The sequence below is a fragment of the Delftia sp. WY8 genome (genome assembly GCF_018437695.1).
In the GTDB taxonomy this organism is placed as follows: domain Bacteria; phylum Pseudomonadota; class Gammaproteobacteria; order Burkholderiales; family Burkholderiaceae_C; genus Comamonas; species Comamonas tsuruhatensis.
The window spans coordinates 1,419,389-1,443,880 of the sequence record NZ_CP049795.1; the positions used below are offsets into that span (position 1 = coordinate 1,419,389).

Below are 24,492 nucleotides of genomic sequence, written 5' to 3' on the forward strand. Positions count from 1 at the left end.
TCGTTGATGGGCATCGGCCCACACGGAAACCACCAGGATTCCCGGCGGACCCGACCCGGACGCCGAATGATAGAGAAACGGCAGGAAACGCGATGGCGCCTGTCCGCTTAACCACGCGTTTTGGCCTGTTGCCCCGCATGGGATCGCCGCGAGCGAAAGGAATATGTCAGAGTTTCGCCCTCCCGGCCGGCCCTGCCTTGATACCGGGCAAGGGCAGGCCGGCCAGCGGCGAAATCTCTGGCCGGCCCCCGCTTCATCAACGGGCAGCGGCCATGGCCTTACCCACTTCCAGCGTGCCCTGGGCGGCGCCGCTGGCGGGCACCTGTTCGCCGCTGCGGTCCAGCACCTGGGCCAGCTGTGCGGCCAGCTGTTCCGGCACCTGCTCGCCCTGGCCCAGGTAAACGCCTTCGGTCAGCGTGATGAAGGCGGCCTCGAAGCCGCCCGCGCCTGCGCACAGCGTGGTGCGTGTGGGCGCACTTTCGTGGGCCAGCACCAGCATGGCGGGCACCACGGCCTCGGGCTTGAGGGCGGCCAGCACGGCCTCGGGCATCAGGCCTTCCGTCATGCGGGTGGCCGCCGTGGGTGCCAGCGCATTCACATGGATGCCGTGCTTGGCGCCTTCTATGGCCAGGGTCTGCATGAGGCCGACCTGGGCCAGCTTGGCCGCGCCGTAGTTGGCCTGGCCGAAGTTGCCGTACAGGCCCGTGGAAGACGTGGTCATCACGATGCGCCCGTAGTTCTGCGCCTGCATGTGCGGCCACACGGCCTTGCAGCAATGGGCGGCGCCCATCAGGTGCACTTCCACCACCAAGCGGAAGTCGTCCATGCCCATCTTGGCAAAGCTCTTGTCGCGCAGGATGCCGGCGTTGTTGACCAGGATGTCCACGCGGCCCCAGGCATCGACGGCCTGCTGCACCATGGCCTGCACGGCCTCGAAATCGGTGACCGATGCACCGTTGGCCAGCGCCTGGCCGCCCGCCGCGCGGATCTCGTCCACCACGGCCTGGGCCGCCGTGGCCGAACCGCCGCTGCCATCGACCGCGCCGCCCAGATCATTGACCAGCACCTTGGCGCCGCGCGCCGCCAGCGCCAGCGCATGCAGGCGCCCCAGGCCGCCGCCGGCCCCCGTCACGATGGCCACGCGGCCTTCAAACTCAATCGCCATGGAGATGCTCCCTTTGTGTCGTTGGATGCCGGTTGCGCCCTCCGGATGGCAGGGCACCGGCCACCCAGCAATGTAGACGGACGCCGGCCGCATTCCGGTTGCCGAAGCGACTGCGGCAGGCCCGCCGGCCTTGTCCCCATCATTTCGTGACAAGCCTGTGGAAAACCATGTGCAGGCTCGGGACTGGCTGGTTAAGTAATTGTTTTTATTCGATTTTTTCGTTTTGCCTATTTTTTGATCAAATCCACAAGTCGTGTGCCCGACTTATCCCGCCTCACCCTGAACAATCTTGTGAACAACTTTCACAGCGGGCGGGATAAGACACGCAAGTCATTGATTCAAAAGAGAAACAGGAGGATCGCTTAAAAAATAGGCAGAAGACCCCGGATTTTCGGGCCGCGTCCCGCTTATCCACCGTGCAACCCGCATGTACGCATTTACCCCCATTCGTACTGGACAAGCATGTGGACAAGCCGCCAAAAATGCCGAATTCGCAACATAAGTCATTGATTTGACAAACAAGCCAGCCAATTGCTCAAAAAACAGGCAAACCTGTGCGTCGCAGCCGGACGCGTTCAAACGCCTTGCGACCCGCTTCCCTCACAGGCCTCATCACGCGCATGCGCTGCAAGCGCCCCGCAGACGGCACCGGCAACCAGGGGAAAGACATAGACGCCGAGGGATTTGGGAAACGGCGTGCCGGAGGTCGCTGAAAAGCATGCCGCCAGTGCGGCGACACCGCTCACCGCACCCAGCACGGCGCCGAACTCCCTGGTGCTCAGTACCTGGAGCAGGCCCCTGAGAGGCCAGCCGACCACATAGATCACACCCGCCAAAGCGGCAGGAACAGCTCCTATGCCATAGCCGAACAGGACGAGCAGCCAGTTCACCGGCAGGACCGGCGCACCGTCCGCGCCCACAAGCATCACGGTCAGCACGCCCACACCGGGACCGACCAGCAGGAAGACAACCACAGGCAGGAGGTAGGGCTTGATATGCATGGCGCCAAGCCTAGCGCACCACTGACCGCTGCCCGGGAGACCCACCTCAACCCGGCCCCTGGTGCCAGACATTGCCTGATGTAGGCCCGATACAGAGCCCGATACAGGGTACAAACACCCTTCGCCCCACAGAATTGCAGCCCCCCTTGATAACCATGAGCCAGGATTCCCCCGCCTCCTCCCCTTTTTCCCCGCCCTTCTTCACTGCCCGCCTCACGCCCAGCGGTCTGCAGGTCGATGCCTGGGCCGACCAGCCGCTGTTGCACTCGCTGGAGCAGGGCGGCGTGGACTGGCCCAGTTCCTGCCGCAACGGCACCTGCCGCACCTGCATCGGGCAGCTGGTGTCGGGCAGCGTGCGCTACGAGATCGAATGGCCGGGCGTGACGCGCGAGGAGCGGGCCGAGGGCTGCGTGCTGCCCTGCATCGCCTATCCCGAAGGCGATGTGGTGCTGCAGGACCCCGGCCCCTGAATCCGGCCAAAGCCCGCGCCGCCTGCGGCCGATGGCCGCTGGAATAGAATGTGCGCTTTCGCAAGGTCATTCCGGGTCATGCCGATTGCCGACAGCGGCTGCGCCGCGCCACACGTTCTTTGGAAGCCCACTTCTGACGCCTGCCAGGCCGAGGGAGCCGGCGCGTGTGCCGCGCCCCGTCCGCACGACCCGGCTCCTCCAGAAGGCACTCCATGAACAACTCCACGTCCCCCGTGCCCATCTCGCCGGTGGAAGACATCATTGCCGACATGCGCGCGGGCCGCATGGTCATCCTCGTCGATGAGGAAGATCGCGAGAACGAAGGCGACCTGGTGCTGGCCGCCGACCATGTCACCCCCGAGGCGATCAACTTCATGGCGCGCTTCGGCCGCGGCCTGATCTGCCTGACGCTCACGCGCGAGCGCTGCGAATACCTGAAGCTGCCGCCCATGGCCGCGCGCAACGGCACCGTGTACAGCACGGCCTTCACCGTCTCCATCGAAGCGGCCGAGGGCGTGACCACCGGCATCTCCGCCGCCGACCGCGCCCGTACCGTGCAGGCCGCCGTGGCCAAGGACTCCAAGCCCACGGACCTGGTCCAGCCGGGCCACATCTTCCCGCTGCAGGCCGTCGACGGCGGCGTGCTCATGCGCGCCGGTCACACCGAGGCCGGCTGCGACTTCGCCGCCCTGGCCGGCTGCAGCCCCGCCGCCGTGATCTGCGAGATCATGAAGGACGACGGCACCATGGCCCGCCTGCCCGACCTGCAGCTGTTCGCGGCCGAGCACGGCCTGAAGATCGGCACCATTGCCGACCTGATCCAGTACCGCAGCCGCAACGAAACTCTGCTCAGCAAGGTCGGCGAGCGCCCGCTGCAGACGGCGCATGGCGAGTTCATCGCCCATGCCTTCCGCGATCTGCCCAGCCAGTCCGTGCACCTGGCCCTGGTCAAGGGCCAGTGGGATGCCGACACGCCCGTGCCCGTGCGCGTGCATGAGCCGCTGTCCGTGCTGGACGCGCTGGAGACCGGCCGCACCCTGCATTCCTGGAGCCTGGACACCAGCCTCGAATACATCGCCCGCCAGGGCCACGGCGTGGCCGTGCTGCTCAACTGCGGCGAAAGCGGCGACCAGCTGCTGGCCCAGTTCGACGGCAGCGCACGCGCCGCCCAGGCGCCCGAGCGCGGCCGCATGGACCTGCGCACCTATGGCGTGGGCGCGCAGATCCTGCGCGAGTGCGGCGTGCAGCGCATGCAGCTCATGGGCCAGCCGCGCCGCCTGCCCAGCATGGCCGGCTACGGCCTCGAAATCAGCGGCTACATCCCCAAGGAATAAGAAATGTTGAACGCAGAAAAGGGCCAGGCCCTGAATCTTGATGGTGCGCAACTGCGCATTGGCATCGTGCAGGCCCGCTTCAATGAAAGCATCACCAACAGCCTGACCCAGGCCTGCCGCGAAGAGCTGCTGGCCCTGGGCGTGCAGGCCGGAAACATCGACCACGTCACCGTGCCCGGCGCCCTCGAAGTGCCCGTGGCGCTGCAGGCGATGGCCGAGTCCGACCGCTACGACGCCCTGGTGGCGCTGGGCTGCATCATCCGTGGGGAGACATACCACTTCGAGCTGGTGGCCAACGAATCGGGCGCGGGTGTCACGCGCCTGGCCCTGGACTACCAGCTGCCGATCGCCAACGCGATCATCACCACCGAGAACACCGAGCAGGCCATTGCACGCCAGACCGAAAAGGGACGCGACGCGGCCCGGGTCGCCGTGGAAATGGCCAACCTGCTCCAAACCATTGACCGACCATGAGCGACGAACACTCCACACCGGCCTCCGCACGCCCTCCCCGCCAGAGCCGCACCGGCCTGACCAGCACCGGCGCGCGCAAGGCCGCCTCCAAGTCCAACCGCAGCCGCGCGCGTGAATTCGCGCTGCAGGCCCTGTACCAGCACCTGGTGGGCGGCAACGACGTGGAGGCCATCGACCGCTTCACGCGCGACCTGTCGGGCTTTCACAAGGCCGACTCGGTGCACTACGACGCGCTGCTGCGCGGCTGCATCAACTCCCAGGTGGACCTGGACGCACTGATCGCCCCCAAGCTGGACCGCACCATGGCCGAGATCTCGCCCATCGAGCACGCCAGCATGTGGATAGGCGTCTATGAATTCCAGCACTGCATGGACGTGCCCTGGCGCGTGGTGCTCAACGAGTGCATCGAGCTGGCCAAGGAATTCGGCGGCACCGACGGCCACAAGTACGTGAACGCCGTGCTCAACGGCCTGGCGCCCACGCTGCGCGCCGATGAGGTGGTACACGACCGCGCCGCAAAGAGCAGCGCAGCGCCTGCTGCACCGGCCGCGCCTGCGGCCGACGACGCGGCCGGCCAGGCCGGCTGAAGCGCGTCCTGCCACGCGCCTGCATCCACCGGGGCACAGGCCCCGCCGCATCCGGCCGTCCCTGGCCCGCCCGCGCCTGCCGGGCGCGGGCGCCTCTTTCAGGATTTCACCCGTCATGAAGTTTTCGACCCGCGCCGACCGCATTGAGCCCTTTTACGTGATGGAGATCGCCAAGGCGGCGCAGGAGATGGCGCGCGGCTGCGCGGACAGCGACACGCCGATGATCTTCCTGAACATCGGCGAGCCCGACTTCACCGCGCCCCCGCTGGTGCAGGAGGCTGCGGCCCGTGCCGTGCAGGACGGCGCCACGCAGTACACGCCGGCCCTGGGCCTGCCCCAGCTGCGCGAGCGCATCAGCCACTGGTATGCGCAGCGCTTCGGCGTGGATGTGCCGGCGCGGCGCATCGTGGTCACGGCCGGCGCCTCGGCCGCGCTGCAGCTGGCCTGCCTGGCGACCATCGACGCGGGCGACGAAATCCTCATGCCCGATCCCAGCTATCCCTGCAACCGCCACTTCGTGAGCGCAGCCGAAGGCCGGGCCGTGATGGTGCCGACCACGGCGGCCGAGCGCTACCAGCTCAGCGCCGACAAGGTCGAGGCCGCCTGGAACGCGCACACGCGCGGCGTGCTGCTGGCCTCGCCCTCCAACCCCACCGGCACCTCGATTGCGCCGGCCGAGCTGCGCCGCATCCTCGACGTGGTGCGCGCCCGCGGCGGACTGACCATCATCGACGAGATCTACCTGGGCCTTTCGTACGATGCGGCTTTCGGCCAGACCGCGCTGGCGCTGGGCGAGGACGTGATCAGCATCAACAGCTTCAGCAAGTACTTCAACATGACGGGCTGGCGCCTGGGCTGGATGGTGGTGCCCGAGGCCATGGTGCCCGTGGTCGAGCGCGTGGCGCAGAACCTCTTCATCTGCGCCAGCACCGTCTCGCAGCGCGCCGCCCTGGCCTGCTTCGAGCCCGAGTCCATTGCCGAGTACGAACGCCGCCGCGCCGAGTTCAAGGCCCGGCGCGACTTCTTCATTCCCGCGCTCGAGGCCCTGGGCCTGCCCGTGCCCGTACAGCCCGACGGCGCCTTCTACGCCTGGGCCGACTGCCGTGCCGCTGCCGCCAGGCTCGGCGTCCAGGGCAGCTGGGACTTTGCCTACGCCGTCATGGAGCGCGCCCACCTGGCCATCACGCCGGGCCGCGACTTCGGCACGTTCGAGACCGCCGACTTCGTGCGCTTTTCGACGGCCAACTCCATGGAACAGCTGCAGGAGGCCGTGCGCCGCCTGCAGCGCCTGCTGGCCTGAGGCCCGCCGCACATGGCCTTCGAATTTCCCATCCGCGTCTACTGGGAGGACACCGATGCCGGCGGCATCGTGTTCTACGCCAACTACCTCAAGTTCTTCGAGCGCGCCCGCACCGAGTGGCTGCGCGCCCTGGGCATAGGCCAGCAGCAGCTGCGGGAACAAACGGGCGGCATGTTTGTCGTAACCCAGGCCCAGCTGCAATACCTGCGGGCGGCCCGGCTCGATGACCAACTCCTTGTTACCGCCGAGCTGCAAAGCAGCGGCCGCGCTTCGCTGACAATACGCCAGCAGGCGCTGCTGGCATCCGCCGGCGATGGCAATGCGCCGCCGCCCCTGTTGTGCGAAGGCACGATCCGCATTGGATGGGTGGATGGCTCGACCATACGCCCCGCAAGAATTCCGAACCGCATCCTGGAGCAACTCTCATGAACTCCCATGACATGTCCATACTCAGCCTCGTGCTGCAGGCCAGCTGGGTCGTGCAGCTGGTCATGCTGATCCTTGTGGGCGCCTCGGTGGCCAGCTGGGCCACCATTTTCCGCAAGTCGCAGACCTTGAAGCGCGTGCGCACGCTCAACGACGGCTTCGAGCAGGACTTCTGGTCGGGCACCAGCCTCAACGACCTCTATGCCTCGGCGGCCCACCACGCCAAGCAGGGCGGCCCCATGGAACGCATCTTCGCCAGCGGCATGCGCGAGTACCAGAAGCTGCGCGAGCGCCGCATCGCCGATGTGAACCAATTGATGGACGGCACGCGCCGCGCCATGCGCGCCAGCTTCCAGCGCGAGATGGACGAGGTCGAATCGGGCCTGTCCTTCCTGGGCACCGTGGGCTCGGTCTCTCCCTACGTGGGCCTGTTCGGCACCGTCTGGGGCGTGATGCACGCCTTCACCGGCTTTGCCAACATGGAGCAGATCACGCTGGCCACCGTGGCCCCCGGCATTGCCGAGGCGCTGGTGGCCACGGCCATGGGCCTGTTCGCCGCCATCCCGGCCGTCACGGCCTACAACCGCTACGCCCACCAGATCGACCGCGTGGCCAGCCAGCAGGAAACCTTCATCGAAGAGTTCTCCAACATCCTGCAGCGCAACGTGGGTGCGACCGGCTCCAGCACCCCGTCCGGCCATTGAACTCGCGCACAGTTTGCAAGGAGTGAGCACATGCCCGCAGTAGCCTCGCGCGGCGGCCGCAGCCGCCGCACCGTCAACGAGATCAACATGGTGCCCTTCATCGACGTGATGCTGGTGCTGCTCATCATCTTCATGGTGACAGCGCCCATGCTCACGCCGGGCTCCATCAACGTGCCCAGTGCCGGCAAGGCCGCGCGCACGCCCCCGAAGCGCGCCGACGTGATGATCGACAAGGACGGCGGCATCCGCATCAAGGCCGGCAGCACCGACAAGACCGTCACGATCCAGGAACTGGGCGCGGTCGCCGGGAGCTGGCAGGACCAGCAAAGCGACGACAGCGCCGTGCTGATCTCGGCCGACAAGAAGCTGCCCTTCGAGACCGTGATGGCCGCCATGTCGGCCCTGCAATCGGCCGGCGTCAAGCGCGTGGCCTTCGGCGTCAAGTCCTCCCAGTAAGCAGCGCCGCCCGCCTTCGACTCCATGCCCAACCTGCAAGACCACGACCAGTTCGCACCGCCGCGCACGCGCGGCCGCACCCGTTCGTGGGCCATGGCCGTGGCCGCGCACGGGCTGCTCGTGGCCGCCATGCTGTGGACCGTGCGCCCCCCGAAGCAGGCCGACGAGCCCATGGTCGAGGCCGAGTTCTGGTCCACGGCCGCGCCGGCCCCTGCCCTGCCCGTGCCCGCGCCTCCCCCGCCACCTGCGCCCGAGCCCGTTCCCCAGCCGCCACCGCCGCCGCCCGCGCCCGTGATTGCGCCGCCCCCACCTCCCAAGCCGCAGGCCGTGGACGACGACCGCGAGGCCGAGATCGCGCTGGAGAAGAAGCGCAAGATCGAGCAGCAAAAGAAGGAGCGCGCCGAACAGGCCGCCCGCGAGCAGCGCGAAAAGGAACGCCAGGAGCGCCTGGACAAGGAAAAGGCCGAGAAGGCGGCCAAGGACAAGGCCGAGCGCGAGAAGGCGGAAAAAGCCGAGAAGGACCGCCGCGACAAGCTGGAGCAGCAGAAAAAGGACAAGGCCGAGCAGGACCGCAAGGAACGCCTGGAGCAGCAAAAGAAGGACAAGGCCGAAAAGGAAAAGGCGGACAAGGAAAAAGCTGCCAAGGACAAGGCCGAGCGCGAGAAAGCCGAGAAGGCGGAGAAAGAAAAGGCCGCCAAGGCAGAAGCCGAGAAGAAGGCCGCCGAGGACAAGCGCAAGAAGGAACAGGCCGCCAAGGAAGCGCGCGAGGCCAAGGAAGCCGAGGCACGCCGCCTGGAGAACATCCGCCGCATGCAGGGCCTGGCCGGCAGCGGCGGCTCGGCCGGCGAAGGCGCCGGTGGCAGCAAGAGCGGCGGCTCGGGCAGCTCCGCCGGAGGCCCCTCGGCCGGCTATGGCGCCAAGGTGGCCGCGCGCGTCAAACCCAACATCGTCTACCCGGACGCCATCAGCGGCAACCCGCGTGCCGAGGTGCGCGTACGCACCGCACCCGATGGCACCATCACCGGCGCCACCATCGCCAAGTCCAGCGGCAACAAGGCCTGGGACGATGCCGTCATCCGCGCGCTGCAAAAGACCGAGACGCTGCCGCGCGACATCGATGGCCGCGTGCCTTCGGACCTGGTCATCGGCTTCCGCCCGCAGGACTGAACGGGCACAGGCCCTTCATCAAAAAGCCCCGCCGGTACCTGCCGGCGGGGCTTTTTCCATCTTGCTTTGTATGCAATCCGCCACGCGCCTGCGACTTCGCTTGCGGCACCGGCCGCTTGTCCCTAGCATCCCCGTCTTTGCCGCATTCGCGGCACCCGTCCACCATCGCAAAGGAGAGAACCCATGTCCCATTCGACACGTCCCTTTGCAGTCGTGCACGCTTGAAGCCCTAGCGCCTCCAGGCCACGCTGCAGACCTGATTCCCGGCCCCCTGAGGCCCGGCTTTCGGCTGCGCGTGCGCTTTTCCTGATGCCTGTCCATCGAGCTTGCGGCGACTGCCCATTGCGCATTCCGCATCTGCCGGAATGTGCCCCAAGCACTCGATCGAAAGCCATTCATGGGCAATTCCATAGTATTCCGTGGCGCAAACGCGGCACCCGCAATCACTCAAGCCAGAGACACCGAGGAAGGGCCGCCCCGCACCGAGGGTGTCGTCTCCCCCCGCGAAGCGAGAGGGGGGAAGGCGCGCAGCGACTCAGGGGGGCCGGACATCCATCTTCAGGTGTTCGCCAACCGCGGCGTCTGGATTGAAGACGCCGCCATCCAACAACTTCAAACGACGGCCCGCAACCTGGCCGGCATGCGCGCAGCCGTGGGCCTGCCGGACCTGCACCCGGGCCGGGGCTACCCGGTAGGGGCGGCCTTCTTTTCCGTGGGCCGCTTCTACCCGGCCCTGGTCGGCGGCGACATCGGCTGCGGCATGTCGCTGTACAGCACGGAGCTGGCAGCGCACAAGACCTCGGCCCCCAAGCTGGAAAAGGCGGTGGGCAACATCGACGGCCCCCTGCCCCAGGAACTGCTGGATGCCGTGGACATGCAGCAGCTAGAGCACGTCGCCCAGGCCAGCGGCGTGGCCGACCTGGCGTATCTGCAGGACAGCCTGGGCACCATTGGCGGCGGCAACCACTTTGCCGAACTGCAGGTGGTGGACACGCTGTACGAGGACGGCGCGCTCGACAGGAAGCGCGTGCACCTCATGGTGCACAGCGGCTCGCGCGGGCTGGGCGGCGCCATCCTGCGCGCCCATGTGGAGGCCTTCAGCCACGACGGCCTGGCCGCCAGCAGCGATGCCGCCACGCAGTACCTGCGCCAGCACGCGGCCGCCATCGCCTTCGCCCAACTGAACCGCGCCAGCATTGCGGCACGCCTGCTGCGCGCCCTCCGCACGCGCGGCCAGGCCCTGCTGGACATCACCCACAACCACGTGATCGCCCACCACTGGCGCGGCGAAGACGGCTTTTTGCACCGCAAGGGCGCCACGCCGGCCGACCAGGGTCTGGTGGTGATCCCGGGTTCGCGCGGCGACTACAGCTACCTTGTGCGGCCCGTGGCCGGGCGTGACGAGGCACTGCACTCGCTGGCGCACGGCGCGGGCCGCAAGTGGGCACGCACCGATTGCATGGGCCGCCTGCGCCCGCGCTTCACGCTGGACGAACTGCTGCGCACAAAATTCGGCAGCGCCGTGGTCTGCGCCGACCGCGAACTGGTCTACGAGGAGGCCCCCCAGGCCTACAAGGACGTGGACTCCGTCGTCGCCAGCCTGCAGGAAGCCGGCCTGGTGCAGCTGGTGGCGCGGCTGCGCCCCCTGCTGACCTACAAGAAGGGAGCCATGCAATGCTGCTGATCCAGCTGACCGCATCCCACGGCCCCGCCGAGTGCGAGCATGCCGTGCGCCTGACCCTGCGCGAGCTGCTGCGCGACTGCGCTGCCAGCGGCATCACCGTGGACGTGCTGGAAGAAACGCCCACGCCGGCCGGCTACAGGTCCGTGCTGCTGCGCTGCGAGGGCGACACCGGCCTGCTTCACGGCACGCTGGGCGCCTGGCTGGGCACCATCCAGTGGGTCTTCGACAGTCCCCTGCGCCCCCACCACCCGCGCAGGAACTGGTTCGTGGCCGTGCAACAGTGCGAGCCGCCCCGGCAATTGCCGGCCGATGGAGAGATCGTCTTCCAGGCCTGCAAGGCCTCGGGCAAGGGCGGCCAGCATGTCAACACCACGGACTCCGCCGTCCATGCCCTGCATGTGCCCAGCGGGATCTCGGTGAAGGTCATGAGCGAGCGCAGCCAGCACGCCAACAAGCGGCTGGCGCGCGAGCTGCTGGCCCTGAAGCTGGCGCGCCTCAACGCGCAGGGCGAGGGCCAGGCCCGGCGCACGCGCAGCCAGCAGCACTGGGAGGTGGAGCGCGGCAGCCCCGTGAAGGTTTTCCGCGCCTGAACGCCCCGGGGCTAGCCCCTGGCGCACATGTAGATGCCCAGGGCCAGCAGGCCCAGCATCAGCACGCGCTTGAAGACCTGGGGCGACAGCGACTGGCGCAGCCGCTCGCCCCAGGCCATGCCGGCCAGGGCGGGCAGCAGCATCAGCGCGGAAACCAGGGCCGTGGCCCCCCAGCCCGTCCAGGACGAAGCGGCATGGCCCGGCCCCTGCGCCAGCGCCATGCCCGCGCCCAGCGCCAGCGTGGACACCGTGAAGCACAGGCCCATGGCCTGCATCAGCGCCTGCCGGCCCAGCGCCAGCGATTGCAAAAAGGCCACGGCCGGCACCACGAACACGCCGGTCAGCGCCGTGATCCCGCCCGTCAACAGACCACACAACAGGCCCAGCCAGGCCTGATGCCTCTTGGGCAACTGCAGGTCCGGCCCCCACAGGCCCCAAAGGGCATACACAACCAGGGCCACGCCCAGCGCCGTGCGCGCCACGGCGGCCTCGCCCACCGGGCCCCACCACAGCATGCCGCCCACCGTGCCCGCGACAATGCCCAGCTGCATCCAGCCCAGGCGCCGCAGCAGCGGCCGCAGCGATGGCATGGGCCGCATCTGCACCACATTGGTCACCAGGGACGGCAGCAGCAGCCAGGCCGCCGCCTGCCCGGCCGGCATGAACAGCGCCAGCAGCGCCATGGACACCGTGGGCAGGCCCAGGCCCACCACTCCCTTGACGACACCGGCCAGCCCGAACACGGCCACCGCCGCCGCCAGCACCCACCACGCATCCCACATCACGGCCACCCTGCACTTTCCACCGACTTGGCTCAGGCCCTTCCTGAACCTCATGGCGCCATGCTCGTGCACCAACAAAAGGATCACAATCGGGAATCTTCAAACCAAGGCTCAGGCATGGCCTGATCCTTCAGCACCACAGGCCATGCGATTCGACCTCACCGACCTGCAGCTGTTCGTCCATATCCTCGACTGCGGCACGCTCACCGCGGCGGCCGGGCGCGCGCACATGACCCTGGCCTCGGCCAGCGAGCGCGTGCGCGGCATGGAGGCGCAACTGGGCTGCGCCCTGCTCGCGCGCCAAGCGCGCGGCGTGCGGCCCACGGCGGCCGGCCACACGCTGGGCCAGCATGCGCGTGACGTTCTGGCCCGGATGCAACGCCTGCGCGGCGACATGGCCGAGTACGGCGCGGGCCTGGCCGGGCATGTGCGCGTCTGCGGCAACACCTCGGCCGTGGGCGAGCACCTGCCGCTGGCCGTGTCGGGCTTTCTGCGCAGCCACCCGCGCGTGGCGCTGGAGCTGCAGGAATGCGGCAGCGCCGAAGTGCTGGACCGGCTGCGCCAGGGCCTGTGCGACATCGGCGTGGCCAGCGATGCGCAGGACACCACCGGCCTGCAGGCCACGCCCTGGCGCCCCGACCCGCTGGTGGCCGTGCTGCCGCGCGGCCACCGCCTGGCCCGGCGCACGCGCCTGGCCTTGCAGGAGCTGCTGGCCGAAGACTGGGTGGGCCTGCCGCACGATGCCGCCCTGCAGATGCTGGTGCGCCAGCAGGCCGCCTTGCTGGAAGGGCCGTCGGGAGGGCAGTTGCGCTGGCGTGCCCAGCTGCAGCACCTGGACAGCATCTGCCAGCTGGTGGGCCAGGGCGTGGGCGTGGCCGTCATGCCGGCGGCAGCCGCGCAGCGCCTGGCCCCGGCCAGCGGCGCCCGCGCCGTGCCCTTGAGCGATGCCTGGGCCCGGCGCCAGCTGCTGCTGTGCACGGCCCGGGAAGACCAGTTGCCCGCCCATGCCAGGCAGTTGCTGGAGCATCTGCAAGGGCTTGGTTCGCCTGAGCCTTAGCGAACCATGTTGGAAAGCGCTATGCAGGACAATACGGGGATCATGACCCTCAAAGCCCCCGAACTGCTGCTGCCGGCCGGCTCGCTCGACAAGATGCGCGCGGCCTACGACTTTGGCGCCGACGCCATCTACGCCGGGCAACCCCGCTACAGCCTGCGCGCACGCAACAACGAATTCCGCCTCGAACAGATCGCCCAGGGCATCTCCGAGGCGCATGCGCGGGGCAAGAAATTCTTCGTCACCAGCAACCTGATCGCCCACAACGACAAGGTGCGCACCTATATCCGCGACATCGAGCCCGTGATCGAGTGCAAGCCCGACGCGCTGATCATGGCCGACCCCGGCCTGATCATGATGGTCAAGGAAAAGTGGCCCGAGACCGAGGTCCATCTCTCGGTGCAGGCCAACACCACCAACTGGGCCACGGTGAAGTTCTGGCAGAAGGCCGGCGTCTCGCGCATCATCCTGTCGCGCGAGCTGTCGCTGGACGAGATCGAGAAGATCCGCCAGGAATGCCCGGACATGGAGATCGAGGTCTTCGTGCACGGCGCCCTGTGCATCGCCTACTCGGGCCGCTGCCTGCTGTCGGGCTACTTCAACCGGCGCGATCCCAACCAGGGCACCTGCACCAATGCCTGCCGCTGGGACTACAAGACGCATGACGCGGCCGTGGACCCCAATACCGGCGAGGCCCTGGCCCAGACCATGGAGCAGGACTTCAGCTTCGAGAAGGCCCGCGAGGAGGCCGACAGCCAGTTCACCAGCACCTGCGGCGACGGCGCGCGCCACCCCAAGGCCGAGCAGGTCTACCTGCTGGAGGAAAAGGGCCGCCCCGGCGAGCTGATGCCCATCATGGAAGACGAGCACGGCACCTACATCATGAACTCCAAGGACCTGCGCGCCGTGGAGCATGTGGAGCGCCTGGTGAAGATCGGCGTGGACTCGCTCAAGATCGAGGGCCGCACCAAGAGCCTGTACTACGTGGCCCGCACGGCCCAGGTCTACCGCCGCGCCATCGACGATGCCGTGGCCGGCCGCCCCTTCAACCCCCACCTGATCACCGAGCTCGAAGGCCTGGCCAACCGTGGCTACACGGGCGGCCTGCTGGAGCGCCGTCCCTCGCAGGACTACCAGAACTACGAGACCGGCCACTCGGTGCTGCAGCGCAGCCACTTCGTGGGCGAAGTGCGCAGCTATGCCGACGGCATGGCGGAGGTGGAGACCAAGAACCGCTTCTCGGTGGGCGACACGCTGGAGATCATCCACCCCCAGGGCAACCGCCAGGTGCTGCTGGAGAAGATGTTCAACCTCGACGGCGAGCCCGTGCAGGTGGCCCAGGGCAACCCGGTGCGCGTGCGCATCCCCCTGGAAGGCCCGGCTGAAGGCGCGCTGATCTCGCGCCTGCTCTGAGGGCGGGCTTCGCCCCTGCTTCCAGTTTTTCTTCTTGGCGGCCGTCCAGGTCCATTGCCGCAATGGCCTGGAGCGGGCGCCTTTTTCTTTCATTCCTCATTTCTGCACTGCCATGGACATCGTCGTCAACGAAGAACTCAAGGCCTACATCGACCCGCTGACCCCCGATGAACTCGACGCGCTGGAGCGCAGCATCCTGGCCGAGGGCTGCCGCGATGCGCTCGTGCTCTGGAACGACCTGCTCATCGACGGCCACAACCGCTACGCCATCTGCCAAAAGCACGGCCTGCCCTTCAACACCATCCAGGCCACGCAGTTCAAGAACATGGACGACGTGCACCTGTGGATGATCGACCAGCACCTGGGCCGCCGCAGCGTGTCCGACTTCCAGCGCGGCGTGCTGGCGCTGCGCAAGCGCGAGATCATTGCGGCCCGCCGCTCGGCCGCTGCCGCCGCCGTGATGGCGGCCAAGGCCGAGGCGCCGGCCCAGCCCGAAGGCGAAGCGCCCTGGGAAGGCGAGACCGACCCCGTGGTCGCCGCCGCCCTGGCCAGCGTGGCCAAGGTGCCCGATGAGGCCCTGGACACGCGCGAGGCCCTGGCCCGCGTGGCCCGCCTGTCCAGCAGCCAGGTCAAGCTGATCGAGACCATCCAGCAAAAGGCCGCGCCCGAAGTGGTGGCCGCCGTGCGCTCGGGCGACATCTCGCTGAGCACCGCCGCCGTGGTCGCCAGCCTGCCCGTGGATGAGCAGCAGGCCGTGGCCGCCGCCGGCGCCGACGAACTCAAGCAGGCCGCCAAGCGCGTGCGCGATGCCAAGAAAAAGCCCAAGGCCGCCAAGCCCGAAGCCGACGCTGCCGACGGCGAAGGTGCGGCCGTGACCGCCTCGCCCGAGGAACTGCAGCAGCGCGTGAACGAACTTGAAGCCGAGAACGAGCGCCTGCGCCAGCAGATCAAGGCCTTGCAGGAACTGCTGGCCGAACAGGGCTGATCCCCGGGCCGCGACCTCCCCAGGCATGACGCGCTACCAGGAACTGGCCGACGATATCGAGGCCTCCATCGCCGCAGGCGTGCTGCGCGCGGGCGACAAGCTGCCCTCCGTGCGTCACACCAGCGAGCGGCGCGGCGTCAGCGCCTCCACGGTGTTCCAGGCCTACTACCTGCTGGAGGCACGCGGCCTGGTGCGCGCGCGCGAGCGCTCGGGCTACTTCGTCGCGGCGCGGCCGCACAGCGCCCCGCCCGAGCCCACGCAGCTGTCGGCCCCCCCGGGCGAGCGCTTTGCCGTGGTCGATGTGAGCGAGCGGGTGTTCGAGGTTCTGGAATCGTCCATGGACCGCGATGTCGTGCCGCTGGGCTCGGCCTTTCCCTCGCCGCGCCTGTTCCCGCTGCAGCGCCTGGGCCAGGCCCTGGCCCGCGCCGCGCGCCAGGCCGATCCGCGCAGCGCCCTCGATGACCTCACGCCCGGCAGCATGGCATTGCGACGCCAGATCGCGCGGCGCTACCTGGCCGACGGTCTGGCACTGTCACCGTCCGACCTGGTCATCACCAATGGCGCGCTGGAGGCACTGAACCTGTGTCTGGCCGCCGTCACGCGGCCCGGTGGCGCCGTGGTCATCGAATCGCCCTGCTTCTACGGCGCGCTGCAGGCTCTGGAGCGCATGGGGCTGTCCGCCATCGAGGTGCCCACGCATCCCGGCGAAGGCATGGACCTGGCCGCGCTGGAGACCGCCGTGCAGCGCCACCGGCCCCAGGCCATCTGGTTGATGACCAGCTTCCAGAATCCGCTGGGCAGCCTGATGCCCGAGGCGCGCAAGAAGGCCCTGGTGGAACTGGCCACGCGCCACCAGCTGCCGCTGATCGAGGACGATGTCTACGGCGAGCTGTACTTTGGCGAACACCGCCCGCCACCGGCCAAGGCCTTCGACACCGAGGGCTGGGTGCTGCACTGCGCCTCGTTCTCCAAGTGCCTGGCGCCCGGCTGGCGCGTGGGCTGGACCGCTCCGGGCCGCTTCACGCGCGCCGTGGCGCGGCAAAAGCTCACCACCACGCTGGCCACCAATGCCCCCAGCCAGCAGGCGCTGGCCGACTACCTGGAAGGCGGTGGCGTGGACCGCCACCTGCGCCGCCTGCGCCAGAGCCTGGCCCTGCAGCGGGACCACATGGCATCGGCCATTGCCCGCCACTTTCCGCAAGGCACGCGGGCCACGCGGCCCGAGGGCGGCTACTTCATGTGGATAGAGCTGCCGCCGTACTGCGATGCGCTGGCCCTGCACCGCGCAGCGCTGGCGCGCGGCATCAGCGTGGCGCCGGGGCCGATCTTCTCGGCCTCGCAGGCCTTCGGCCATTGCCTGCGGCTGAACTACGGCCATGACTGGAGCGACGAGACCGGGCAGGCCCTGGCCACGCTGGGCGAGCTGGCCCGCGCAATGCAGTCCCTTCCCGCAGCAAAAGCAGCAGGGTAAGCGCCCGCTGCGCTGGAGGCACCTGCTGCGCTGTAGCGCCCGGGCAACGCGACCCCGCGCAGCTGCTGCCAGCCTGGTGCCGGCTGGATGATTCTCATTTAGACTCGCGCACCGAACCGGCATTGCCGCCATGCATGCTGACCGGTCCTTGTCTCCTGCTTCCGCCTCGCCCGCCGCCACGCGTCCTGCAGCCTGCCAGCCGACCCTTCAGCGCTGCACCATTCCCAGAGGCACAAAGGAAGTTTTCCATGGTTTCCAGCAATCACTGCGCCACGCTCACACGCTGCGCGGCCGCTGTCGCCGCCGCCCTGCTGTCGCTGCAGGCGTCGGCACAGGCACCATCGCCCACCACCACCGCACCCGAGGCCGGCCTGTCCACCATCACCGTCACGGGCAACTGGCTGGACAACCCCAGCGAGGAAAAAGTGCTGGACCATGCCGGCGCGCGCACCATCGTCGAGCGGCCGCGCATCGAGGAAACCGGCTCCTCCAGCCTGCGCGACGTGCTGCGCCTGGTGCCCGGCGTGCAGGTGCAGGACAGCAACGGCACGGGCGGCAGCGATGTGTCCCTGAACATCGGCGTGCGCGGCCTGACGGCACGCCTGTCGCCGCGCTCGTATGTGCTGATGGACGGTGTGCCCGTCTCCTACGCGCCCTACGGCCAGCCCCAGCTGTCGCTGGCGCCCGTCTCGCTGGGCAACCTGGAGTCGGTGGACGTGATCCGCGGCGCGGGCTCGGTGCGCTACGGCCCCCAGAACGTGGGCGGCATCATCAACTTCGTCACGCGCGCCATTCCCAAGACCTTCGCGGCCGAGGCCTCGGTGGGCGCCGAGTTCTACAGCCACGGCGGCAATGCCAAGACCACGCCCAGCCTCTTCGTGGGCGGCACCAGCGAATCCGGCCTGGGCCTGGCCCTGCTGTACTCGGGCACGCATGGCGACGGCTGGCGCGCAGGCAATGACAAGACCGACATCGACGACATCCTGGTCAAGGGCGCCTACCGCATCTCGGCCCAGGACGACATCGCCGTCTCGCTGCACCACTTCGAGGGCTCGGGCCGCATGCCCGGCGGCCTGACCACGGCGCAGTACGCGGCCGACCCGTTCCAGTCCACGCGCTCCTACGACAGCTTCGACGGCCGCCGCACCGATGCCTCGTTCAAGTACAACCACAAGGACGGGCGCAACAACTTCGAGGTGCTGGGCTACTACGTGGACTCGTTCCGCGGCAGCCACATCGAGCAGGACAACGCCAACCAGCGCCGCCTGACGGCCGCGCCGCGCAGCTACCACTACTTCGGCATCGAGCCGCGCTACTCGCGCCTGTTCGAGACCGGCTCCGTGGTGCAGGAAGTCAGCGTGGGCTACCGCTACCTCAAGGAAAGCAGTTCCGAGGTCGCGCTGCGCACCGCCTACTACAACCCCGCCACCATGGCCAACGCCATGGCCCTGCCGATCACGCCCTACCAGACCAGCCAGGGCGGCACCACGGCCCATGCCTTCTACATCGATGACCGCATCGACATCGGCAACTGGACCATCACCCCCGGCGTGCGCTACGAACGCATCAACTCCTTCAACAACGTCAGCAACCTGGGCGCCGACGGCAGCACCGTCACCAGCCAGCTGTTCCCCAAGGCCGAGGCACGCGAGCTCCTGCCCACGCTGTCCGTGCTCTACCGCATGAATGCGCAGTGGTCGCTGTTCGCCAACGCGGGCAAGTCCTTCGGACCGCAGCAGTATGCGCAGCTGGCCCAGACCGAGCGCGGCCTGCATCCCGAATCGGCCAAGACCTATGAGGTGGGCACGCACTACAACAGCCCGGCGCTGAACGCCGAGCTGACGCTGTTCAACATCGACTTCGACAAGGAACTGCTGCTGACCCGCGTGGGCGTGGACGGCATCTGGACCGACCTGGGCGCCACGCGCCACCGCGGCATCGAGTCCTCGCTGCGCTACGACCTGGGCCAGTGGAATGCCGCGCTCAAGGGGCTGACGGCGGGTGTGTCCTATACCTACACCGAGGCCGTCTCGCGCGCCGGCGATTTCGCAGGGCGCGACCTGCCGCTGTACTCGCGCCACACGGGCCAGCTGTGGGCGCGCTATGCGCTGGGGCAGTGGACGCTGAATGCGGACCTGGCCGCGCAATCGAAGCAGCGCTCTCCGGGGTCGGGCACGCAGTATGTGACGCAGGAAGATGCTGCGGGGCGGCTGGGCGATATTCCCGGGTTTGCAACCGTGGGCCTGCGTGCGGGCTATGACTTTGGCAAGTCGCTGGGCAATCTGCGGGTGGCCGTGGGGGTCAAGAATCTGTTTGATCGCAGGTACTACACGCGGTCTACGGACAACAACGGGGGCAAGTATGTGGGGATGCCTCGGACGTTGTATGTGCAGGGGACGTTGCCGTTCTGAGGCTTTGGTTTACGTGGGTCTGTTTTTGACCCTGCCGGGTGGTATTTTTCTGAGGCCGGGTCTCGGCCCGGCGGCCGACTGCCCTTTCTTGATTCGCCAAGAAAGGTCAGATCAAAGCAGGCGACCGGTACGACTCACACTCATAGGTGACACATCAGTACAAGGACATGGGTAACAGATCCAAGCTTGGCAGCTGGAGCCAACAGCAGCCAAGGAGCGATCACCATGCCCTGGAAGGAGTGCGCACCCATGGACGAGAAACTGCTCTTCATAGCCGACCACCTGCGCGGTGGTGCGCCGCTGAGCGAGCTGTGCAGGCGCTACGGCATCAGCCGCAAGACGGCCTACAAGTGGGTTGAGCGTTACCGCCAACTGGGCATGGATGGATTGCAAGAACGCAGTCGCAGGCCCCACGGGAACAATCAGGCGATCAGCTATGCACAGCGCCGGGCCATCATTGAGCTGCGCACGCAGCAAAGGTCACAGATGGGGCCCAAGAAGCTGCACGCCTTGCTCCTGCAGCGTTGGGGCCCACAGGAGACACCCAGCAAAACCACCATCTACAACGTACTGAAGGCAGAGGGGCTTGTTTGCAGCAGGCGTGTACGCAGACGCTCGGTGCCTACGGCCCAGCCCTTGCGAACGAGCAAGCAGCCCAATGGGGTGTGGAGTGCAGACTACAAAGGCCAGTTCAAGACAGCCGATGGTCACTGGTGCTATCCATTGACCATCATGGACCACGCCAGCCGCTATTTGCTGGCCGTGCATGTCTACGACAGCCCCAACTACGAGGATGCCAAACGCAGCTTCGAACAGGTGTTTCGGCAATACGGACTGCCCGAGCGCATACGCAGTGACAACGGTCCGCCGTTCGCCACTACTGGCGTGGCGGGCCTGTCACGCCTGGCGATATGGTGGATAAGGCTGGGCATCAGGCCGGAGCGCATCGAGAGGGGCAAGCCACAGCAAAACGGTCGCCACGAGCGGATGCACCGCACGCTCAAGCATGCCCTGGGCAAAGAGCCTGCGGCGGACAAAGCGGCATTGCAGATGCAGCTCGATGCCTTTGTGGAGCACTACAACCAGCATCGCCCGCATGAGGCCTTGCAGCAAAGCATGCCGGCCCAGCACTACAGCGACTCGGCCAGGCCATATCCCTCAAAGCTACCCGAGCTGCAGTACCCGAAGCATTGGGAACGAGTTCGGGTCAGCCACAACGGCTTGATTTACTGGCGAGCGCTGCGGGTCTACATAGGCTACCTGCTGGCGGGGCAGTGGATCGGGATGCAGGAGGTGGCCGCTGGCCAGTGGGATGTGTATCTGGGGCCGGTGCGACTGGGCTGCTTCAACGAAGAGGATGTGCGAGGACCTCAGAAGGACTATGTGAGCTTGAAGTGTTACCCATGTCTGTGAGCTGAGTTGTTACCCATGTCCTTGACACGTACAACCCGAATGTCCGCGACCCTCCGCTTCGCTGCGGGCAACCTGCGCTGACATACGGGGAGTGGGGAGTGGGCATGGAGCGGGCCGTCGCTTCGCTCGGCCCATTTTGTTCTTTTTAGCCCTCTGCTGTGAATCCCACGCGCTTGACGATGGGGCCCCATTTGGCGAGTTCGGACTGCAGCAGCGCGGCCAGTTCGGCGGGGGTGGAGGATTGGGCGTCCAGGCCGAAGGTGGCCAGGCTGTCCACCACGTCGGGCGTGGCCAGGGCCTTGCGCATGTGGCCGTTCAGGCGCTGCACGGTCTCGGCGGGGGTCTTGGCTGGCACGAAGAAGGCGAACCATTCGCTGTGCGCCATGTCCTTGTAGCCCTGCTCCACCAGCGTGGGCACCTGGGGTGCGAAGCGGCTGCGCTTGGCGCCGCTGACGCCCAGGATGCGCATCTTGCCGCCGGCCAGGTGCTGCAGCATGTCGCCCACGGGGCCGCAGACGGCGGAGACGTTGCCGCCCAGCATGTCCAGCAGCGCCGGCTGGGTGCCGCGGTAGCCGGCGTGCTTGAAGTCCACACCGGCATGCTGGCCCAGCAGGGCGCCGATGAAGTGCGGCGTGGAGCCGGGAGCGGGCGAGCCGAAGTTGGCGCCTGCGGGGTTGGCCTTGGCCCAGGCGAAGAATTCGGGCACGGTGGTCACGCTGGCGGGCACGGCGGGGCCGACGGCAAAGCCGAAGTCGAAGATGCAGCCCACGGTGACCGGCGCCAGGTCGGCCACCGGGTCATAGGGCAGCTTCTTGTAGATGTGCGGGTAGATGGACAGCATGGACGTGGGCGTCTGCAGCAGGGTGGCACCGTCTGCGGGCCGGCCCTTGACGTAGCTGATGGCGATCTGCCCGCCCGCGCCGGTGCGGTTTTCCACCACGGCGGTCTTGGCATAGCCCGACAGCTTGGTGCCCACGCGGCGGCAGATGGCGTCCGAGGTGCCTCCGGCCGCGAAGCCGGTGATGATGTTCAGGGTCTCGATGGGGCCCTGGGCCTGCGCCCAGGCCTGCTGGCCCAGGCTGGCCAGCAGCGCACCCGCTCCAGCGGTGCCCAGCCATTGGCGGCGGTCGATGTTCATGCGTATGTCTCCGGTTGAAATTGAAACTCTGAAAAAAAACAGTGGGGGAACAGCGGGGGAAATGCGTGCCAGCCCGGCGGCTTCAACTGTCGTCGCGCAGCCAGACCACCTGGCCCGAATGCGTGACCGCTCCCTGGTGGGCCGGGCGCACGGTGAGCGCGTATTTTTCCAGCACGCCGCCCAGCGGCGGCATCTGGCGGCGCGCGGCGGCTGATTGTTCCAGACGTTCGGCCAGTTCGGCCTCGCCGATTTCCACCGTGATGCTGCGCGCATCGGCGCGGGCGTCGATGGCGATGAGGTCGCCGTCGCGCAGTGCGGCAATGGGGCCGTTGTCGGCGGCCTCGGGGCCTGCGTAGCCGATGCACAGGCCGCGCGTGGCACCAGAGAAGCGCCCATCGGTCAGCAGGGCCACCTTGTCGCCCATGCCCTGGCCATAGAGCAGCGCCGTGATGCCCAGCATCTCGCGCATGCCGGGGCTGCCGCGCGGGCCTTCGTTGCGGATGACGATGACATCGCCGGCCGCGTACTGCATGGCCTGCACGGCGGCCTGGGCCTGTTCCTCGGACTCGAAGACGCGCGCGGGGCCCCGGTGCACCAGGGTCTTGAGGCCGGCCGTCTTCAGCAACGCGCCATCGGGGCAGAGGTTGCCCTTGAGCACGGTCAGGCCACCGTCGCGCGTGATGGGATTGCCGGGCGTGCGCACCACCTCGCCATCGGGCGGCGCGGCATCGGCCAGTTCTTCGGCCAGGGTGCGGCCCGTGAAGGTGAGCGCATCGCCGTGGACAAAGCCCTGCTCCATCAGCGTGCGCAGGATCACGCCGGCACCGCCGATGTAGTACACGTCGCGCGCCAGGAAGCGCCCGCCGGGGCGCAGGTCGGCGATCAGCGGCGTGCGCGCGAAGATCTCGGCCACGTCGTCCAGGTGGAAGCGGATGCCGGCCTCATGCGCGATGGCCGGCAGGTGCAGGGCGGCATTGGTCGATCCGCCCGTGGCGCTGACCACGGCGCAGGCATTCTCCAGCGCCCGGCGCGTGATGATGTCGCGCGGCAGCGGGCCGCCGCCTTCGGCGCTGGCCCACACGGCCTGCATGAGCTGGCGCGCGGCGCGGCGCATCAGCGGTGCGCGCTCGCTGAACACGGCGGGCACCATGCTGGAGCCGATGGGCGCCAGGCCCAGCGCCTCGCTCACCATGCCCATGGTGTTGGCCGTGAACTGTCCAGCGCAGGCGCCGGCCGTGGGCAGGCAGGCGCGGCTCATGGCCTCCAGGTCCTGCGCCGTGGCGGTGCCGGCCAGCACCTGGCCGATGGTCTCGTAGGTATCGACCACGTTCAGGTCGCGCCCGTGCACGCCGGGCGCCTGCCCCGGCAGGGCCGAGCCGCCATGCACGAAGACGCTGGGCACATTGCAGCGCACCATGCCCATCATCAGCCCCGGCAGGTTCTTGTCGCAGGCGCCGATGGCGAAGATGCCATCCCACTGGTGGCCGCGCACCGAGGCCTCCACGCTGTCGGCGATCAGCTCGCGCGAGACCAGCGAGAACCGCATGCCCGAATGCGCCATGGTCAGCCCGTCGCTGACCGACACCACCGGGCATTCATGCGGCGTACCGCCCCCGGCATAGATGCCGGTCTTGGCATGCTGGGCCTGGTCGCGCAGGTTGAGGTTGCAGGGGCTCATCTCCCCGCCCGTGTGGAACACGCCGATGTGCGGGCGCTCTATGTCTTCGTCGTCCTGGCCCAGGGCATGCAGGAAGCTGCGCGTGGTGGCACGGATGGTGCCGGAGCGGATCAGGGCGGAGCGAAAGGACGTGGGCGTGGGCGTGGCCGCTGCCGGGCTGCTGCCGGTGGTGCTGGTTGTGGTGGTGGAGGCGGCCAGCGATGCGGAGGCGCTGGATTCGGAAAAGACGTTGTCGGGGGAGGCAGGTTTCTTGTTCATACGCGGGACGGAAAACAGCCGCCCACCATAGCGGGGTCTGCGGATTTCCCTATGAGCATTTACACCAGATCGTGTCGCCCGGGAGTCGCCCGCATACCACCCTTGTGTCGCCCCGGCTCAGAGGATGGCCTGAAGGCCTTTGTCGGCGATGACGTTGAGCAGCTTGAGCGCCGGTCCGGCGGGACGGGTTTCGCCCTGCTCCCATTTGCGCACCGTGGAAGCCGTGGTGTGCAAATGCAGCGCGAACACCGGTTGGCTGAACTTCAAAGTCTCGCGCAGCTGTTTGATGTCGGCCGCCTCGAACTCCCGCACCGGGGGAGGACAGATCGCGTCGAACTCGCGCATCGTCACCTTGTCGATGGCGCCCGCTTCGTACAGCGCAGCCAGATCGCCGCGCAGGGATTCAATGATCTTGCTCACAATGCACCTCCAACAAAACGCCTGACTGCAAGGCTTCGGTAGACACAGGGTAATGCCAATGGGATGCAGCGTGCTGCCACATCCTGTCCGCACGAATCCTGACCCGTGTCG

General features: G+C 67.9%; 23 protein-coding genes. 17 read left to right on the top strand and 6 right to left on the bottom strand.

Annotation, left to right across the window (positions count from 1 at the left end):
* Positions 1-256 precede the first annotated feature (256 nt).
* Together G4D77_RS06585 and G4D77_RS06590 are read right to left on the bottom strand one after the other, a co-directional pair.
* On the bottom strand, positions 257-1,165 hold the full coding sequence (locus tag G4D77_RS06585) for an SDR family NAD(P)-dependent oxidoreductase (protein WP_016450462.1): 909 nt from the start codon (positions 1,163-1,165) through the stop codon (positions 257-259).
* Between the two features lie 575 nt (positions 1,166-1,740).
* A complete protein-coding gene (locus tag G4D77_RS06590) occupies positions 1,741-2,166 on the bottom strand; it encodes a hypothetical protein (RefSeq protein WP_016450461.1) in 426 nt (141 codons plus the stop codon).
* A gap of 155 nt (positions 2,167-2,321) precedes the next feature.
* Here G4D77_RS06590 and G4D77_RS06595 point away from each other — a divergent pair, with 155 nt between their 5' ends.
* From G4D77_RS06595 to prfH, 11 genes are all read left to right on the top strand, one after another.
* Complete coding sequence (locus tag G4D77_RS06595; RefSeq protein ID WP_016450460.1) at positions 2,322-2,636, top strand: 2Fe-2S iron-sulfur cluster-binding protein; 315 nt, start codon at positions 2,322-2,324, stop codon at positions 2,634-2,636.
* A gap of 212 nt (positions 2,637-2,848) precedes the next feature.
* Positions 2,849-3,970 (top strand): bifunctional 3,4-dihydroxy-2-butanone-4-phosphate synthase/GTP cyclohydrolase II, encoded by a 1,122-nt coding sequence (gene ribBA, locus G4D77_RS06600; protein WP_016450459.1) that lies wholly within the window; start codon positions 2,849-2,851, stop codon positions 3,968-3,970.
* Positions 3,971-3,973: 3 nt separating this feature from the next.
* Positions 3,974-4,444: a 6,7-dimethyl-8-ribityllumazine synthase gene (ribH, locus tag G4D77_RS06605; protein WP_016450458.1), complete on the top strand. Its 471-nt coding sequence runs from the start codon at positions 3,974-3,976 to the stop codon at positions 4,442-4,444.
* Positions 4,441-5,031: a transcription antitermination factor NusB gene (nusB, locus tag G4D77_RS06610; protein ID WP_154834861.1), complete on the top strand. Its 591-nt coding sequence runs from the start codon at positions 4,441-4,443 to the stop codon at positions 5,029-5,031. Before ribH ends, nusB begins: the two co-directional genes overlap by 4 nt.
* A gap of 115 nt (positions 5,032-5,146) precedes the next feature.
* On the top strand, positions 5,147-6,331 hold the full coding sequence (locus G4D77_RS06615; protein WP_016453905.1) for a pyridoxal phosphate-dependent aminotransferase: 1,185 nt from the start codon (positions 5,147-5,149) through the stop codon (positions 6,329-6,331).
* 12 nt (positions 6,332-6,343) lie between these two features.
* Positions 6,344-6,760, top strand: coding sequence for a tol-pal system-associated acyl-CoA thioesterase (gene ybgC, locus G4D77_RS06620; RefSeq protein ID WP_213757932.1), 417 nt, complete (start codon positions 6,344-6,346; stop codon positions 6,758-6,760).
* Positions 6,757-7,461, top strand: a complete 705-nt coding sequence (tolQ, locus tag G4D77_RS06625) for a protein TolQ (RefSeq protein ID WP_016450454.1) — start codon at positions 6,757-6,759, stop codon at positions 7,459-7,461. Before ybgC ends, tolQ begins: the two co-directional genes overlap by 4 nt.
* Before the next feature lie 30 nt (positions 7,462-7,491).
* Positions 7,492-7,917, top strand: coding sequence for a biopolymer transporter ExbD (locus tag G4D77_RS06630; protein WP_154834863.1), 426 nt, complete (start codon positions 7,492-7,494; stop codon positions 7,915-7,917).
* Positions 7,918-7,941: 24 nt separating this feature from the next.
* Positions 7,942-9,084, top strand: a complete 1,143-nt coding sequence (tolA, locus tag G4D77_RS06635) for a cell envelope integrity protein TolA (RefSeq protein WP_017406058.1) — start codon at positions 7,942-7,944, stop codon at positions 9,082-9,084.
* A gap of 397 nt (positions 9,085-9,481) precedes the next feature.
* Positions 9,482-10,768, top strand: coding sequence for an RNA ligase RtcB family protein (locus G4D77_RS06640; RefSeq protein WP_154834864.1), 1,287 nt, complete (start codon positions 9,482-9,484; stop codon positions 10,766-10,768).
* On the top strand, positions 10,759-11,358 hold the full coding sequence (gene prfH, locus G4D77_RS06645; RefSeq protein WP_046985674.1) for a peptide chain release factor H: 600 nt from the start codon (positions 10,759-10,761) through the stop codon (positions 11,356-11,358). The genes G4D77_RS06640 and prfH overlap by 10 nt, the downstream gene beginning before the upstream one ends.
* Before the next feature lie 11 nt (positions 11,359-11,369).
* Here the strand turns inward: prfH and G4D77_RS06650 are convergent, their stop codons facing one another.
* Positions 11,370-12,140 (bottom strand): sulfite exporter TauE/SafE family protein, encoded by a 771-nt coding sequence (locus G4D77_RS06650; RefSeq protein WP_154836395.1) that lies wholly within the window; start codon positions 12,138-12,140, stop codon positions 11,370-11,372.
* A gap of 145 nt (positions 12,141-12,285) precedes the next feature.
* Between G4D77_RS06650 and G4D77_RS06655 the strand changes: the two genes are divergently transcribed.
* From G4D77_RS06655 to G4D77_RS06680, 6 genes are all read left to right on the top strand, one after another.
* On the top strand, positions 12,286-13,197 hold the full coding sequence (locus G4D77_RS06655) for a LysR family transcriptional regulator (protein WP_154834865.1): 912 nt from the start codon (positions 12,286-12,288) through the stop codon (positions 13,195-13,197).
* Between the two features lie 21 nt (positions 13,198-13,218).
* On the top strand, positions 13,219-14,607 hold the full coding sequence (gene trhP, locus G4D77_RS06660; RefSeq protein WP_016453913.1) for a prephenate-dependent tRNA uridine(34) hydroxylase TrhP: 1,389 nt from the start codon (positions 13,219-13,221) through the stop codon (positions 14,605-14,607).
* 112 nt (positions 14,608-14,719) lie between these two features.
* On the top strand, positions 14,720-15,592 hold the full coding sequence (locus tag G4D77_RS06665) for a hypothetical protein (protein ID WP_016450446.1): 873 nt from the start codon (positions 14,720-14,722) through the stop codon (positions 15,590-15,592).
* A 25-nt stretch (positions 15,593-15,617) separates the two neighbouring features.
* Positions 15,618-17,063, top strand: a complete 1,446-nt coding sequence (locus tag G4D77_RS06670; RefSeq protein WP_154834866.1) for an aminotransferase-like domain-containing protein — start codon at positions 15,618-15,620, stop codon at positions 17,061-17,063.
* A 248-nt stretch (positions 17,064-17,311) separates the two neighbouring features.
* On the top strand, positions 17,312-19,474 hold the full coding sequence (locus G4D77_RS06675; protein ID WP_213757933.1) for a TonB-dependent receptor family protein: 2,163 nt from the start codon (positions 17,312-17,314) through the stop codon (positions 19,472-19,474).
* Between the two features lie 225 nt (positions 19,475-19,699).
* The gene (locus G4D77_RS06680; RefSeq protein ID WP_154835021.1) at positions 19,700-20,887 is read left to right on the top strand and encodes an IS481 family transposase; all 1,188 of its coding nucleotides are present in this window, start codon (positions 19,700-19,702) and stop codon (positions 20,885-20,887) included.
* Positions 20,888-21,032: 145 nt separating this feature from the next.
* Here the strand turns inward: G4D77_RS06680 and G4D77_RS06685 are convergent, their stop codons facing one another.
* From G4D77_RS06685 to G4D77_RS06695, 3 genes are all read right to left on the bottom strand, one after another.
* Positions 21,033-22,025 carry a Bug family tripartite tricarboxylate transporter substrate binding protein gene (locus G4D77_RS06685; protein WP_012204371.1) on the bottom strand — a complete coding sequence of 331 codons (993 nt, stop codon included), beginning with the start codon at positions 22,023-22,025 and terminating at the stop codon, positions 21,033-21,035.
* Positions 22,026-22,107: 82 nt separating this feature from the next.
* A complete protein-coding gene (gene ilvD, locus G4D77_RS06690; protein WP_193726156.1) occupies positions 22,108-23,961 on the bottom strand; it encodes a dihydroxy-acid dehydratase in 1,854 nt (617 codons plus the stop codon).
* A 117-nt stretch (positions 23,962-24,078) separates the two neighbouring features.
* The gene (locus tag G4D77_RS06695) at positions 24,079-24,381 is read right to left on the bottom strand and encodes a helix-turn-helix domain-containing protein (RefSeq protein WP_016450218.1); all 303 of its coding nucleotides are present in this window, start codon (positions 24,379-24,381) and stop codon (positions 24,079-24,081) included.
* Positions 24,382-24,492 lie beyond the last annotated feature (111 nt).

Coding starts and splice junctions, on each gene's coding strand:
- G4D77_RS06585 (WP_016450462.1), bottom strand. CDS start 1,165: ATGGCGATTGAGTTTGAAGGCCGCGTGGCCATCGTGACGGGGGCCGGC.
- G4D77_RS06590 (WP_016450461.1), bottom strand. CDS start 2,166: ATGCATATCAAGCCCTACCTCCTGCCTGTGGTTGTCTTCCTGCTGGTC.
- G4D77_RS06595 (WP_016450460.1), top strand. CDS start 2,322: ATGAGCCAGGATTCCCCCGCCTCCTCCCCTTTTTCCCCGCCCTTCTTC.
- ribBA (WP_016450459.1), top strand. CDS start 2,849: ATGAACAACTCCACGTCCCCCGTGCCCATCTCGCCGGTGGAAGACATC.
- ribH (WP_016450458.1), top strand. CDS start 3,974: ATGTTGAACGCAGAAAAGGGCCAGGCCCTGAATCTTGATGGTGCGCAA.
- nusB (WP_154834861.1), top strand. CDS start 4,441: ATGAGCGACGAACACTCCACACCGGCCTCCGCACGCCCTCCCCGCCAG.
- G4D77_RS06615 (WP_016453905.1), top strand. CDS start 5,147: ATGAAGTTTTCGACCCGCGCCGACCGCATTGAGCCCTTTTACGTGATG.
- ybgC (WP_213757932.1), top strand. CDS start 6,344: ATGGCCTTCGAATTTCCCATCCGCGTCTACTGGGAGGACACCGATGCC.
- tolQ (WP_016450454.1), top strand. CDS start 6,757: ATGAACTCCCATGACATGTCCATACTCAGCCTCGTGCTGCAGGCCAGC.
- G4D77_RS06630 (WP_154834863.1), top strand. CDS start 7,492: ATGCCCGCAGTAGCCTCGCGCGGCGGCCGCAGCCGCCGCACCGTCAAC.
- tolA (WP_017406058.1), top strand. CDS start 7,942: ATGCCCAACCTGCAAGACCACGACCAGTTCGCACCGCCGCGCACGCGC.
- G4D77_RS06640 (WP_154834864.1), top strand. CDS start 9,482: ATGGGCAATTCCATAGTATTCCGTGGCGCAAACGCGGCACCCGCAATC.
- prfH (WP_046985674.1), top strand. CDS start 10,759: ATGCTGCTGATCCAGCTGACCGCATCCCACGGCCCCGCCGAGTGCGAG.
- G4D77_RS06650 (WP_154836395.1), bottom strand. CDS start 12,140: ATGTGGGATGCGTGGTGGGTGCTGGCGGCGGCGGTGGCCGTGTTCGGG.
- G4D77_RS06655 (WP_154834865.1), top strand. CDS start 12,286: ATGCGATTCGACCTCACCGACCTGCAGCTGTTCGTCCATATCCTCGAC.
- trhP (WP_016453913.1), top strand. CDS start 13,219: ATGCAGGACAATACGGGGATCATGACCCTCAAAGCCCCCGAACTGCTG.
- G4D77_RS06665 (WP_016450446.1), top strand. CDS start 14,720: ATGGACATCGTCGTCAACGAAGAACTCAAGGCCTACATCGACCCGCTG.
- G4D77_RS06670 (WP_154834866.1), top strand. CDS start 15,618: ATGACGCGCTACCAGGAACTGGCCGACGATATCGAGGCCTCCATCGCC.
- G4D77_RS06675 (WP_213757933.1), top strand. CDS start 17,312: ATGGTTTCCAGCAATCACTGCGCCACGCTCACACGCTGCGCGGCCGCT.
- G4D77_RS06680 (WP_154835021.1), top strand. CDS start 19,700: ATGCCCTGGAAGGAGTGCGCACCCATGGACGAGAAACTGCTCTTCATA.
- G4D77_RS06685 (WP_012204371.1), bottom strand. CDS start 22,025: ATGAACATCGACCGCCGCCAATGGCTGGGCACCGCTGGAGCGGGTGCG.
- ilvD (WP_193726156.1), bottom strand. CDS start 23,961: ATGAACAAGAAACCTGCCTCCCCCGACAACGTCTTTTCCGAATCCAGC.